At 37.3% G+C, this 14,988-nt stretch carries 8 protein-coding genes; 1 reads left to right on the forward strand and 7 read right to left on the reverse strand.

The annotated features are described in order from the left end of the window. Positions 1-58: 58 nt before the first annotated feature. Positions 59-649, reverse strand: a complete 591-nt coding sequence (locus H4O18_RS10570; RefSeq protein WP_187584307.1) for a Crp/Fnr family transcriptional regulator — start codon at positions 647-649, stop codon at positions 59-61. A gap of 8 nt (positions 650-657) precedes the next feature. After that, a complete protein-coding gene (locus tag H4O18_RS10575) occupies positions 658-1,077 on the reverse strand; it encodes a DUF1801 domain-containing protein (RefSeq protein ID WP_187584309.1) in 420 nt (139 codons plus the stop codon). A gap of 176 nt (positions 1,078-1,253) precedes the next feature. On the opposite strand from H4O18_RS10575, the gene H4O18_RS10580 reads away from it, so the two are divergent. Beyond that, positions 1,254-2,099, forward strand: a complete 846-nt coding sequence (locus H4O18_RS10580; protein ID WP_187584311.1) for a DUF2911 domain-containing protein — start codon at positions 1,254-1,256, stop codon at positions 2,097-2,099. Positions 2,100-2,233: 134 nt separating this feature from the next. Here H4O18_RS10580 and H4O18_RS10585 read toward each other — a convergent pair whose 3' ends face one another. From H4O18_RS10585 to H4O18_RS10605, 5 genes are all read right to left on the reverse strand, one after another. After that, complete coding sequence (locus tag H4O18_RS10585) at positions 2,234-5,365, reverse strand: DUF5107 domain-containing protein (RefSeq protein WP_187584313.1); 3,132 nt, start codon at positions 5,363-5,365, stop codon at positions 2,234-2,236. 7 nt (positions 5,366-5,372) lie between these two features. Beyond that, positions 5,373-8,693 carry a VCBS repeat-containing protein gene (locus tag H4O18_RS10590; RefSeq protein WP_187584315.1) on the reverse strand — a complete coding sequence of 1,107 codons (3,321 nt, stop codon included), beginning with the start codon at positions 8,691-8,693 and terminating at the stop codon, positions 5,373-5,375. 263 nt (positions 8,694-8,956) lie between these two features. Beyond that, complete coding sequence (locus H4O18_RS10595) at positions 8,957-10,543, reverse strand: SusD/RagB family nutrient-binding outer membrane lipoprotein (RefSeq protein ID WP_187584316.1); 1,587 nt, start codon at positions 10,541-10,543, stop codon at positions 8,957-8,959. A 10-nt stretch (positions 10,544-10,553) separates the two neighbouring features. Then, a complete protein-coding gene (locus tag H4O18_RS10600; RefSeq protein ID WP_187584318.1) occupies positions 10,554-13,571 on the reverse strand; it encodes a SusC/RagA family TonB-linked outer membrane protein in 3,018 nt (1,005 codons plus the stop codon). Between the two features lie 182 nt (positions 13,572-13,753). Further along, complete coding sequence (locus H4O18_RS10605) at positions 13,754-14,797, reverse strand: LacI family DNA-binding transcriptional regulator (protein WP_187584320.1); 1,044 nt, start codon at positions 14,795-14,797, stop codon at positions 13,754-13,756. Positions 14,798-14,988: the final 191 nt, after the last annotated feature.

The raw sequence follows: 14,988 nt of genomic DNA on the forward strand, positions 1-14,988 counted from the left end.
ACATTACAATATTACAAGAACCTTGTTTCCTGTGCATTGATGTATGATAAGAAGGATATTAGTTTGGTCTAAAGTTTTTATGCGCCAATTCTTTGCGTACCCTACTAAGGCTTTCTGGGGTAATGCCCAAATAGGAAGCTATCATCCATTGGGGGACCCTTAGGGTTAGATCAGGGTATAATGTTATAAAATTCATATACCTGGTTTCGGCACTGGCACTTAATAAAAGATTAATCCTTTTTTGTTGATGTCGGATATGGTTCTGAAGCGCAATTTGATTAAAGTGTCTAAAGGAGGAACTTATTTCACTGGCTTCATTTATAAAATCGGAACTTATTAAAACTACATTGGTATCCTCAATGGCATCGATAAACAAATCTGAAGGCTCATTAAAAAAAGCGCTACTTCGATCAGAAACGATCCAATTTTCCGAACCAAATTGTATAATATGCTCCTTGCCGGAGTTGTCTACCGTATACGAACGCAGGAGCCCCTTTTCAACAAAAAAGGAATGGCGACAAATTTCTCCAGGACGCAGTAATGTTTCCCCTTTTTCAATATTTTTTAATTTTACTTTCTTAATTAACAGTTGAAATTCCGGTTCGGGTATGTTCGCCTTGGCTTTTAAATACTTTGTAAAATTTTGCATGTGAAGATTTATTGGGAATTTTTGTTTTTATAATACTGATATGATGACTTTATCAATTCCGATAGGACGTCCAATTCTATATTGGACAATCGTTTTATATAAAGACAGGACTTACCTGTTTTATGTGTACCCAATTGTTCCAAAAGTTGCTGTTGTTTGGAAAAACCAGTCATGATATAAATTGAGAAATTGCCCTTTCTAGGAGAAAATCCGGTCATGGGCATATCTCCCTCCCTCCCAGAATCATATTTATAGTGATAACTGCCAAAACCTATAATACTCTCGCCCCACATCACTGCGGTTTCATTGGTTATGCCTTTAAATAAGTCCAATAATATATATGCATCTTTGCGTTTTTCCTCGCTATCAATGGAGTTTAAAAACGAAATAACGGATTTGTTATTAGGCAGGGTTTTGTTTTCTGACATTTCCCGGAAATTAAAGCTTTTTAAATTTACTAAAAAAAAGGAGTACTATTGGGTTGGATGCTCTACATTATTAATTTCTTGAATTATATAATTTACTTGGGCCAATATTCGCATAGGACTTCCAGATTAGTCTTTTAATATGTAAATTAGCATATAAATAATAAACACGTATTAACATGAAAAAAATAACATTTTTAGTATTAATGATTGCTGTCTCTTTTGGAGTACAGGCACAGATCAACACACCGCAACCGAGTCCATCCTCGACACTTATTCAGAAAGTTGGATTAACCGATGTTACCGTTGAATATTCTCGGCCATCTATGCGGGGTAGAACTATATTTGGAGATTTGGTTCCTTATGATAAATTATGGAGGACAGGGGCCAATGCAAGAACCAAAATTACCTTTAGTGAAAATGTAAAAGTTGGTAATCAAGAGCTTAAAGCTGGTTCTTATGCCATTTTCACCAAACCGGGAGCTACTTCCTGGGAGGTTATCTTTTATACCGATGCCGATGGCGGAGGAACACCGGCAACTTGGGACGAAAGCAAAGTTGCTGCTAAAACAATGGCTCAAGTGCAAAATTTACCATTTCAGGTTGAAACTTTTACGATTTCTATCGACGGTCTTTCTGATAACGCCGCCACTTTAGGCATGTATTGGTCAGATGTATATGTAGGGGTAAAGTTTGATGTCCCTACGGATAAAGCCGTTACAAGTGCCATAGAGAAGGTAATGAAAGGTCCGGATGCCAATGATTATTATGCAGCTGCTGTATATTATATGAATTCTGGTAAGGATATCAATAAAGCCAAGGAATGGATGGATAAAGCCATGAGCATGACTGAGAAACCTGCTTTTTGGCAATTAAGGCAACAATCGCTTATTTACGCCAAGGCCGGTGACAAAAAACAAGCTATTGAAACTGCTAAAAAATCCTTGGCTGCGGCCGAAGCTGCAGGTAACGCAGATTATGTAAAAATGAACAAAGACTCCCTAAAAGAGTGGGGGGCTAAGTAGTATTCAAATTCAATATTAAAAAAGCTCACTGAAAAGTGAGCTTTTTTTGTTTCATTCCGTAGGTTAATTTCTATGGTTTTCTGATGTAGGATTCCAATGACCATAGGACTGTCTATTAAACTTTGTATAGACAATCAATATTTGCTCGCTGCTTCCATAATTTTCCATAAGGAATTATTCAAACCCTTTTGGTCCTTGATTTCTAGTAGTGAAGCTGAATCATTGCGGTATAATGCTAAAATCAACTTGGCAATTTGACTATTGCCTGCATTTGTATTTGAAATTTGACTAACCAACGATTCCAATTCTGCCTCTTTCCCCAATTTTTTAAGGGATAAGAGTTCAAATAGGTCATTTGGTGATACAGTACTTTTTTTACTTGTATTCGCATGGGAAATAACATGGGTTAAATACTCTTTACTGCGGTCCGGACCATTGAGGGAGGCATAACTATAGGCCAGTAAATAATCCTGTATTCTTTCATCAGGATTATAAGGTTTTCCCACTCCAAGATTTTCGGGCCATTCTTTTGAAGATTCCACAAGTGATATCGCCTTTTTATAATTCTTGCTTTTAATATTTTCCAGTGCCAATAGGATGTGGGCCTGATTATAAATGTGTTTGCTTTCTGAGGCATGCTCAAAGGGTAATATATTTATGTCTTTTAAGACTTCTATTGTTTTTCCATAATGGCCGGTCAACAAGGAAGCCTTTGCATAAATTAAACCGAGATTGGCATTTTTTGGAAATTTGGAAAATGATTTTTTGGCCAATTTAAATGCGAGTTCATTTTTATCGTTATTTAAGTAAAATTGAACCAATTCCTCCCTTAGTTTCCAATCGGAGTCATTTATTTGTAGGGCCCTTAAGTAATCTTTTTCGTTATTGGTATAATCGTCATTTTCGAACATTCTTGCCCTAAAGCGATAAAATATGTCCGAACTTGGTTCGGTTCCACAATTTTTCAAAAGCTGTAATCCCAATTCTTTTTGACCGACGGCAATGTAATTCTGGGCCAAGTAATATTTTAATTTCCAATTCCCGCTTTTAGACATTGCCCACTGCAATACGGGGATAGTTTCAGGTCTGTATGGAAAAACAAAATCGATAGGTGATTCTATACTTTTGGTCAAATACTTATTACTTAAATCATTATCGAGGTCCCTATTTAGGTATGCTGTCCATAGACCGCTTTTTACATTGTTTTTGGATAGTTTTAATACCTCCCTTGCTTCCAGGTCCAATCCTATACTGTTATAATATATGGCCAGTTCCAATAAAGATTCGTCAGGGAATTCATTATTAATTTGGGCGGGCTTTTCAATAGGAAGGTTACCAATTGCAAACTGAGATTCAACCAAGGCAAAATGATTTAATGGATCTATTTTCAATAACTCAGCATTCTCTTTTTCAAACTCACTGATCTTTTTATTTTTCCGTTGAACCAGCAATTTAATTTTCCGAGCATTTAGGTTATAGGTGTTAAAGTCCAATGCTTTATTGGCATATTGCTCCGCTTTATCCAAGTTCTGAAGCAAGAAATATATCTCGGACATTTGAGCATAGGAAACTGATTTATATTTCATGCTTCTTGCTGCCCATCCAAAAGATTCCAAAGCATTTATAAAATCCTTTTTGGAACGATATATAATTCCTGCCAAGTAATTGGCTTCAACCTCATAGGTATCTTGCGTTAATACTCTATTAGCATATTTCAATGCATTGTCATAGTTGGTATTACGGTAATCCAATTCCGCTAATTTCAGCAATCCATCCTGATGGGAGGGTTCTAGCTCTACCAACTCATTTAATTTTTTAGCTGCAAGATTGTAGTCCCTGAACTTTAGGGCCTCCCAACCTTCCTGATATAATTTTTGACTAGCAGAAACCTCCTGCTTTTCATCATCAACAAAAGGCCTTTTTATTAAGGTGCCTTCACCATTGGAGGTGTAATAAAGCTTCTTATCTCCTAAATTAACCGTTATTTCCCCTGATTCGGATACCGGAATTTCCACGGAAAAAAGTTCCATGGGCCTTAAACTAAGATCTTGTGAAAAAATCTCTTTACCATTGATTGATACTTGTAATTTATCTTTCAGGAATTGCAGTGCATTAATTCCTAAGTAAATGCTGTTTTCCAATTCCTTAACATTGAGCACTCCGTGCTCATTGCCATCGACCATTCCTCCAATTTCCTTAAAGGGGAACCAGATTTCTCGCCAACGGTCCATGACATATGGCTCAAAATTGGCTTGGGAAATAGGATTGGTTTCCCCTGGGGAATACTGATTGAAAAGACGTCCTGCCTGAAATTCCATGTACTGCCCATCGGTATCTGTAAGTAGATCCTCCCAAATGCCCCCAGACCTTGCCATTGACCATAACCAGAGTTTTTGTCCGGGCATTTCTTCGTAGGGTGCCCAATGTCCAAAACCAAATTTGCTTTTGTGATAATACCCTCCAAAAAAGTCTTTATAATCGCCTACTACATGTTCGGAGATATCCTTATCGAAATTATTGTTTCTATATAATGATAGATCGCGGCCCTTATCATCTATTGGCCATGGTTTGGCAGCCCCACCGTGTTCCAAAAATTGATTACCTGGATATATGAATTCCAAGTCGTCCGTGACCACAGCCGCAGCCGTCATCCAATTGTAATAAGCTTGATTAATTGGGGAACCATTATACCATGAAGCATTGGTCTCAAAATATGCCTTGTCTTTCTCGAGTCTAATTTCTACCCTCCAATCGGTACGAGAGGGTAAATCCGAGCTACCTACCACACAGCTAACACTGCCATCCTCATTGGTCTGTACAGTATAATCCACTGGGGTAGCCGTAGATGGATGATGACCAATGATGCCGAAATTGAATTCAATTCCGCCGGAGGTCCAAGGTCCCCGCATTGAAATATTCCGGAACTTGACCACTTCATTTTTATAAAGAAATTCTTCGCCAGTACTTTTCTCTATAGCTCCCCAAACTTTTCCACCTATTTCGGGTAGTACAAAGACTTTTATAAATTCATTCTCAAGAGTTACTACTTTCCAGTCTTTCTTCTTAGAAACATGTTCATAACTTTCAAATTTGAAATAGGGAAAAATTTTGGTATTATCCGTAAGGATGGGCACTGGATTTGGATTACTGAAGTTATACGTATCCAAGGACATTATTTCTTCCTTTATGGTAACGGACCCCGATTGGGCCCACATACCGAGACATAATCCCAGTGCAATTATTAGGTTGATACTCCTTGCTTTCACTTTTCTATTATTTAGTTGATTTAATTTTATACATTGCAATGCCTTCGTTATTTCTTACGAACAAAACTACTTCGGTTTTATCTGCCAAGCTTATTTTGGTGATATCCCTTATTTCTCCGTCTATATTTAAACCGCTTTCCATTACGCCGGCCGGTTTAAAACTTCCTTTGCCATCTCCAAAAAAGACTATACCCTTGTTGGCATCATACCTTCCAAATTTGACCCTTGTTCCAAAGAAATTGCCTCCCACAATTATATCTTCATTTCCATCATTATTAATGTCATCTGTTAGAATCCCATAAATGGGTGAAAATTGTGTTTGAACGGGCAGTGGAACTAGTTTAAATTTACCATTCCCTAGGTTTTCCATATAGCTGGTGTCAAAGTTTTTGGCGCTCAAAACCATTGCATCCTTTAATTTCTCTGCACTAAAAACATCCGTAATTTTTGCTGAGGCATAATCGGAATAATTTAAATATTTACCTTTCAGCCCACTTAATTGACCTACCATATCATCTTTTGAAAAAACAGGGAATTCTTCCCCCATATTGTAAGAACTCATTATGGGGTCTAGGGAACCATTGCTATCAAAATCTTTGGTATATAATCTAACCGGTTCGGCTATTGAGGTTTTTAATTGAGAATTTCTACCGAAGTTTCCAATAATATAATCCATATCACCGTCCTTGTCAAAATCCCCTTGTTCAATACTGTTCCACCATCCTTCAGAATCTTTTAAACCGTTATTGTCTAAAAGTTCCACCAATTTGCCTTCTACGTTTTTGAAGGTTCTAATGCCTATCCATTCACCAACTATAATAAGGTCATTAATTTTATCGTTGTCAAAATCGGTCCATAAGGCATCTGTAACCATTCCAGGATATTCAAGGTCCTTATTAACTGTAGTGGTGATGTCCTTGAACATTCCCTTTCCATTATTCTCCAAAATATAACTTCTCGGCGAAGTTGGATATTTACCAGGCACCAATCTACCTCCCACAAAAAGATCTAAATCCCCGTCCCCGTCAATATCGGAAGCCTTTACAGTAGAACTGCTTGTAAGCATTTTCGGTAATGCCGCGGTTTTTTTGGAAAAGTTGCCCCTGCCATCATTAATGTATAGTCTATCCTGCAATTCTATAGAGTCTTCGTTGAAGTCATTGCCTCCACTTACCACATATAGGTCCATATCATTGTCGTTATCCGCATCAAAAAAGAGGCATCCAATGTCTTCTGAATCTTTATCAGTTTTAAATAATTTTTCATTTACAGACAAAAACTTCCCTGATCCTGTTTGTACAAACATTTTTCCTTCACTCCCTTTTGCCCCGCCAACAAATATATCTTCCAAGCCATCATTATTTATGTCGGCTTTGGTAATTTTTGGTCCTTGGGTGGATAGTTTATGGGGTAGCAACTGTTCCCTCTTAAAATCGTTAAAATCATTTTCCAAATGAAGGTAGGGGATAATGCTGTCCACGGTTATATTGGAAAAATAGGTTTTTCCAACTATTGCTTCGGAATTATTCTCTACCAAAGCGGCATCCTTCTGATTTAGTGTAATTGTTTGATCGGCTTTTACATCGGTCATAACCTGAACCTTACCATTCGGCCAAATAATTTTCACCTTATCAACTGTCTCAACAGCCCCTAGTCCAAAAATCAAATTAAAATCTACGGAAGATTGAAATCCTCTAGTTGGCATCAATTCTTGCATAAGTATTTCATTTCCAATATTCAATATAACTTTTGAGCCAATCCCAAATGTATTTTTTCCTTCGCCTGTAAAATTGAATTTTAGGTGGTGGTTGGTGTTATGCAAATTACTATTGTTTCTGTAAACGAATGGATACTCGTCTACATTATTGACCACAAGGTCTAGATCACCGTCGTTATCAAGATCAGCGTAAACAGCACCATTGGAGAGCGATTTCTGATTAAGGCCCCATTGCTCGTTAACTTTGGAAAAAGTAAGGTCGCCGTTATTGTGATAAGTATAATTTTCTTCAATGGTAGCTGGCATGTTTTCCAATAAATCGGTAATGGCCGTCTCAACCCCTGTTTTATTTTGATTAATTCTGTCCTGTACGGCATAATTCAAAAAATCCATATTGGTGTAATCCCGTTTTACCCCGTTGGTTATAAATAGATCCTTATAGCCGTCATTGTCCAAATCTGTAAAAAGGGAAGCCCAACTCCAGTCGGTGTTGGAAACCCCGGCGAATTGACCAATTTCTGAAAATGATTGGCCTTGATTGTTCAAATGCATCATATTTCTCATGGTCTGATAGTAAAATCCAGATTTTTCCAAGAAACTATTTTTGTCATAATTGTCTGGACCCGAGACCATTTTTAATCGGTAGTTATTCTCTGGAAGCATGTCCAAAGTCATAATTTCCGGATACCCATCATTATTGATATCGGCTACATCGGATCCCATAGAGAAATGGGAGGTGTGCCCAATATATTTTTCCAGACTTTCGGTAAAAGTGCCGTCATGGTTATTGATGTATAAATAATCCTGTTCCTTAAAATCATTTGAAATATAAATATCTGGCCAGTTGTCATTATTTACATCCGATACCGCAATACCGAGACCAAATCCTAAAACATTGGAAACAAGCCCGGCATCATCGCTTACGTTAACAAACTTTCCATTATCGTTCCTATAAAGTCGGTCTTCATAGGCCGGGTTTCTTTGGCGCTTAAGGTTATTTGATATTTGTCTAAAACTGGAATATTCCTGTGAGGAATGATTAACCACATATAAATCAAGATCTCCGTCCTTGTCATAATCAAAAAAAGCACCTTGCGTGGAATAACCAGCATCGTTAATGCCGTATTCTGCTGCCTTCTCGGTAAAGGTTAAATCACCGTTATTTATAAAAAGTAAATTCTTTCTTTTAAAATCGTCTTTGGCTGCTGATCTACACACATAAATATCCAAATATCCATCTCCATTAACATCAGCCATGGTAGTTCCTGTGTTCCATAAACCTTCGGCGAAAACCCCAGCCTTTTCCGCAATCTCTTCAAATTCAAAATTTCCTTTATTTATGTATAGCCTACTGCCCACCATGCTTGCGGTAAAGTAGAGGTCGGGAAGACCATCATTATTAAGGTCGCCTACAGAAACGCCTCCGCCATTATAGATATAACCATAGGTTAATATATTAAATTCTTCGGTTTCCTTTAAAATAGGTTTAAAAGTGATTCCCGTTTTATTGCTGGGCATCAGGGAGAACATTTTGCTTTCATCTACCTGCTGACAAGAAAAGAATACTGTTGTTGTGAGAAGCAGGCATATTTTGGTGATTGTATTACTCATATGAATTTGGAATTTAGCAACAATGGCTAGATTTCATGTGTTAGTTTTAAGAGATATAAACCTAAGGCAACAAGGCCAAATTAAAGAAGGTAAGTTAAACAATTAAGGGGACTCGTCAATATAAATGGATAGGTTTAAAATGAAAATTTAGGTCTTTATCCAAAATTTTTATGCTTGGTAAAAATCATTATGTAATAAAAAAACCTGTGATTTTAAAATCACAGGTTTTTAGTTTGTTCACTAATAAATTAGATGTTTGAATATCAAAAGTTTGGTCCGCCTGTATCCCACCATAGTCTTGTTCCTATTTCATCTGGTCCACCAAGTTTGGCTGTTGCATCTGCAACACCTGCAGCGTTACCTTCACGTTCGGAATTAACAAATGGCATTCTTTTTATAGCCTCTCCATCAGGAATTACTCCCCAATCCGCATTACTGCTATTTTGGTATACTGGAGGTAGTTTTGGATACCCAGTTCTTCTATAATCCACCCATGCTTCCATTTCATTGGTATAGGCCGCAATCCATTTTTGGGTAATAATTTTCTCCAATTTCACCTCGTTACTTGCCCCTTCATCCCAAGCAACAGTAGTGGTGATCTGATTAACGAAATCGTTAACCGCACCAGTTGCCACAGGGTCATTGTAGTCTATAGGTAGACTAGTGTTGTCCGCCAAATAGGCATCTACACCACCTGCTCCCCATAATTCAAAGGAAGCTCTAACTCCTGCCTCATAATGTGCTTGTGCAGCTCCAGGTCCACCAGCACCAGTCCAATTACGTAGTGCAGCCTCAGCCAATATAAAATGAACCTCATCAGCACTCATTACCTTACGTTTGGTAACTTTTGCCGGATCATTAAAATCAATATCAATGGTAGAGAAGCTTAAACGGTCATCCTTCGCAACCAACTCAGCACCATTACGAATACCTTTATAAGGCCAATCTGGGTGATCTGTAACTAAAGACATATCGGAAACAGGATCAAAGAATTTTTCAATTCGGCTATCTTGATATCCTATCAAAATAGATTCCATTGTAGCACTCATTCGAGTATCTCCCCATTCGAAACATATTTGGGCTGGGTGAAATTTAGAACCGTAAAGTGAAATATTAAAGTTGTCGGCATTGGTCAAAATTAAACCAGCAGAATCGGCCATAGCTTTTTCACCTTCGGCCTTGGCCATAGCTGGAGCAACTTTGGAGATACGCATGGCCAATTGTAATCTTAAGGAGTTTGCATATCTAGCCCATTTACTTACATTACCACCATAACTGGCATCAAAATTATTTAGTCCAACATAATCCGAATTAGCTTTAAATTCAGCTATTATCCTGTCCAAATCACTGAAGAAAGCAGTATACAAAGTTTCCTCGCTATCATATAAGGCACTTCCAGTTGATCCGTAGTTGGTATACAAAATTGGGCCATAGTAGGTAGTAACCCTTGACATAGAAACAATTCTAATTAAATTGGCCCATTCCACAAAGACGCTATAGCCATCTGCTTCGGCTATATCGATTACTTGTTTCGCAGGAGCCATAACATTGTTGTATTCCCTTGCCCAATATCCATTCCAACGTATATAGTAGGTCGTGTTGTTAACACCACCAACAAATGGAGTAGGAGTGGCCAAATGCTGAGCGAAGGTAACATTGGTTAAATTATGATCAACCTGGTTACCAAATATTTGGCTCAACATGGAAGAATAGAACGCACCAACGTGGTTGAAATCCTGCTTTAATGATTCGCCGGAAATTTGATACGGGTCAGTGTTCGTTTCTTCAAAATCGTTGGTACATGCACTAAAGGCAATAACCATTGTAATTAGATATATTAACTTTTTCATCTTTTATAAATTAGAATGTTACTTTTAGATTAAATCCATAAGTTCCTGTAGAAGGAAGATTAAAGTTATCCAATCCCTGAGCATTTTGATTGGTACTCATTGCTAATTCTGGATCAAACGGTGCATCCTTGCTGATAAAGAATAAGTTGTTCCCAATAAAGGATAATGAGGCCGCTGATATGGGCAGTCCTAATTTGGACACATCAATATTATAACCCAAAGAAAGTTGGCTCAATCTAATATTGGTACGGTCATAAACATATGCCTCACCAACTCCGTTTCTATCACCAATAGCTCTAAACCAAGTTTCCGCAGCGACCGTAGTAATTGCAGCTCCAGAAGTCTGGTCAACACCGTTAACAGTCACACCACCAGCATCCCTGGCATCTGCAGTTCTTTGTGAAACCCCAGCACCATCTAACATGGATTCTGTTTGGCTAAATACTTTACCACCAAATTTACCATTTATTTGCATACCAAGTGTAAATCTCTTGTAACTAAAATTGTTGTTCCAACCTAAAGTCCAATCAGGATCCAAATTACCTACAAGCTCCGTTGTAGGAGTTCTCAATGGTTTTCCTGCATCGAAAAGGATTCGCCCTTGGTCGTCCCTTAAAAATTTAAGAACATAAAGATCATTGAAGGCTCCACCTTCAACAAGCTTGGATTGGTAACCTTCAGAAGAACCTAAGTTAATTACCTTGTCATCATCTGGTCCTATATCTACAATTTCGTTGGTGTTTTTGGTAAAGTTGAAAGCTGTTACCCACTGTAGATCCTCTGTTTTAACTGGTGTTGCACTAAGCGTAATTTCCACACCTTTATTAGTGATTTCACCTGCATTGATAAATTTAGTGGTAAAACCTCCTTCAGATTCAGACTGCAATAATGGCACTTGAATAAACTGATCTGTACTGGTCAAACTATAATATGTAAAGTCTAAACCTAAACGATTTTGAAAAAATCTCCAATCAAAACCAAATTCCAAACTGGTGATGATTTCAGGTTTTGCATCCAAAAATGGCTTTACCGTATTTCTGTTAACTCCACCGTTACTACTAACCGTATTTTGTGGATTAATTCTGTTAAAGGGTACTTCGTTACCTACTTGGGTATAAGAAGCCCTTAATTTTCCAAAACTTATTGCTTCAGGCATAGTAAACATTTCACTAACTAAAGCAGTTACACCTACTGATGGGTAAAAGTAGGAGTCATTTCCGGTAAGTGCCAAAGTTGAGGCCCAGTCATTTCTTCCAGAAAGATCAAGGAACAACATTTCTTTATAACCAAATTGAAGGTTGGCAAAAGCACCTTGTTTAATTACAGAACCGTCGAATGTAGAATTTACCTGTACATTGGTGGGTAAGTTTTGAAAATTAAACTCATTTGGATAAAGTAAACCTATCGTACCGGTATTTACACTTACACCATCGCCGTAAATTGTTTTCTGATAACTAGCTCCCAATACGCCATTTAAGCTGAAATTATCACTTAAATCGGTGTCATAGCTAAGTATAGCATCGGTATAGACCAATTGATCATCATATTTTCTGTAATCCCAAGCACCTTTAGGGTGTACGTTAGTGGAATTGGATGTTGCAGCGTGCTGCTGTTCAAACTCCTTTACAGCATAATCATAGTTACCCCTAACCTGTAATTTAAGTTTTTCGGTAATATCGTAAGCCACATTTAAACTACCAATAACCCTTTTACTTTCATCGATTCTTGGCTCCTTATTTATTATCCAAAAAGGATTGGACTGGTGGTGATCCACAACAAACCAGTTCTGTTGATATAAGTTTCTATCAGTATTGAAAGTTTCATAATTATTCTGAAAATCATAAAAATTCCTGTTTCTCGGAAACATATAAAGACCAGTTAGTGGATTTAAGTAATATCCTGCTGGTAGTCTATTTTCAGTCTCCTCAAGAGCCAAAATAACGTTTGAAGTAACAGTAACTTTATCATTGAACATCTTGGTAGATTGTTTAAATGTAAAGTTGTTTTTCTGATACTTGTTTTTTGGTGTAATTCCTGAAGCCGAAATATTGGCATAAGAGAAATAGGCAGTTGTCTTGTCGGTACCACCACTTATTGTCACCGAATTGTTAAAGTTATGTCCTGTTTGGAAAAATTCCTCGACATATTCACTAGCATAATCGCCAGGAGTTGTAGACCAACTTTCTTTGGCATTACCGTTTGCACCATATTTAAATTGCAAATCTGGTAATTCCTGAAAATGCTCAAAGGTATAACCAGAGTTTAGGCTTACCGTAGTTTTTCCTGAAGAACCTTGCTTGGTTGTAATTACTACAACCCCATTGGCACCTTGACTACCGTAAAGTACAGCAGCATTGGAACCTTTTAAGATACTGATACTCTCAATATCATCAGGGTTAATAGCAGATAGACCGTCACCGGCATCAACTCCACCCCACATACCTGGTTGGCCTCCTTTGTTGTTCGCCATAGGAATACCATCAATTACGAATAATGGTGAGCTATCACCACTTAGGGATTTGTTACCCCTTAGTACAATCTTGGTAGAACCACCTGCACCAGAGCTACTCTTTTTAATTTCAACCCCTGCGGCTTTACCTGAAATACTGTTCATAAAGTTAGGGTCTCTTGTTGCTGTCAACTCATCTGCCTTTACTGTTTGCTGGGCATAGGTCAACGTTTTTTCCTCCCTTTTAATACCTAACGCTGTTACAACAACTTCACCAAGTTGTTCAGCATCTTCTTGCATGGATACATTTATTGTATTTGATGCACCTACTGTAACCGATTGCGTCTTCATTCCAAGAAATGAAAATACCAATACATTACCGCTTGCCGCTTCAATGGAATAATTTCCATCAAAATCCGTCTGAGAGCCCGTAGTAGTCCCTTGTACCAAAACGTTTACACCTGGTAAAGGGGAACCGTCCGAAGCATCGGTGACCGTTCCTGTCACCGTTTTAGTTTGTGCCAATAAAGGGTAAGTCCCCAATACCAGTACAAAAAATAATAGCAATTTTTTGATCATAATAAAGTTGTTTGAGTTAATAAATTAGTTGTTTGTTAAAAATTAGTTATTGTTTGTTAATAATAAGTTAAGAGTGAAATTAACCTTTTTTTTTAAACTAACAAATAGTATTCGTGTTAATGTGTTCGAACACATTAAATAAAACCTTAATTTTTTTAAGGTTTATGTGATGATTATCCTACTTAAATGTAGTACTGCGCGTTTTCAGAAGTAACAATATCGATAGGTAGGAATTCCTGGGTAGGCAAGCCCTTGCCAAAAAGAAAATGTTCGGCCATGTAGCTAACGCCCAGAAAAGCTTGTCGATGTGGTTTTTGATGAATTAAAAAATTGATAGCACCTTCTTTTAGGTACTTCATGTTCGGTTTTAATAGATCGTACCCGATTACAATCCTTTCCCTTTTTTCAAGCTCTTGAAAAGCTTCGATTAATATGTATGCCTTGGAATTGGTAACAAAGAATGCATTAATGGATTTATTACTTTTAAGGAAGTCAGATACATCCTGATTAAAACGCCGCTTTTCTGCAGAATTGAATTCTTTGGAAAGTACAAGGTGCTTACTGCCTGATTTTTCCTTAAAGAATTCTTTGAACCCATTTTCTTTTTGTTGCATATGAGGCTCTTTGTTGATATGGATAATTGCAATTTCATCATTTTCCCCAATAACTTTATCCATTAGACTTGCTGCTACCCTTCCACTTTGTTTTAGGTCCTGACCTATAAAGATTTGTTCTTTGAAGCTATTTATGTGGTTATTGAACAATACCACTGAAATTTTATTTTCGCAACACTGTTTTAAAACCTCATGTGATTCATTGTCAAAAATAGGTGCCATTAGGAGTACATCTGGCTGTGAAATGATGGCTTGCCGTGACTCTTCCAAAAAAGAAGATCTATCATTTGGGTCATAAAAATATTTCTTGACCATTACGCCAAAAGGCATAAATTGATTGGAGGCTTCTATAATACCCTCATTGGCAGGAATCCAATAAGGATCCTTACGTGGGTCCGGAAGTAGGACATGTATATTATAGGTTTTATTTATTTTTAGGTTTCTTGCTATGGGATTGGGTCTATAATCAATCTCCTTGAGGACTTTGTCTACTTTCTCAAAAGCTTTTTTGGAAACCTTGCCCCGTTTATGTAATACCCTATCCACTGTTCCCTTGGAAACGCCTGCCATATGGGCAATGTCCTTTATCGTATATTTTTCTTTGAGTGTCATAATAGATGAAAGGGGGGAAGGATATTTAACATTACAAGTGAACTTTAACTATTTGTTAACATTAAATATAGAAATAATCTCACTAATCTACCTAAAAATTTTTGGCACTTACTTAAATTTCGGTTTAAGGTTACTTTATTTGAATCAATTCGAAAATAAAATCAAGTATAACTGTGATACCGATTTCTTGT

It is taken from the genome of Arenibacter arenosicollis (assembly GCF_014397245.1).
Lineage (GTDB): Bacteria > Bacteroidota > Bacteroidia > Flavobacteriales > Flavobacteriaceae > Arenibacter > Arenibacter arenosicollis.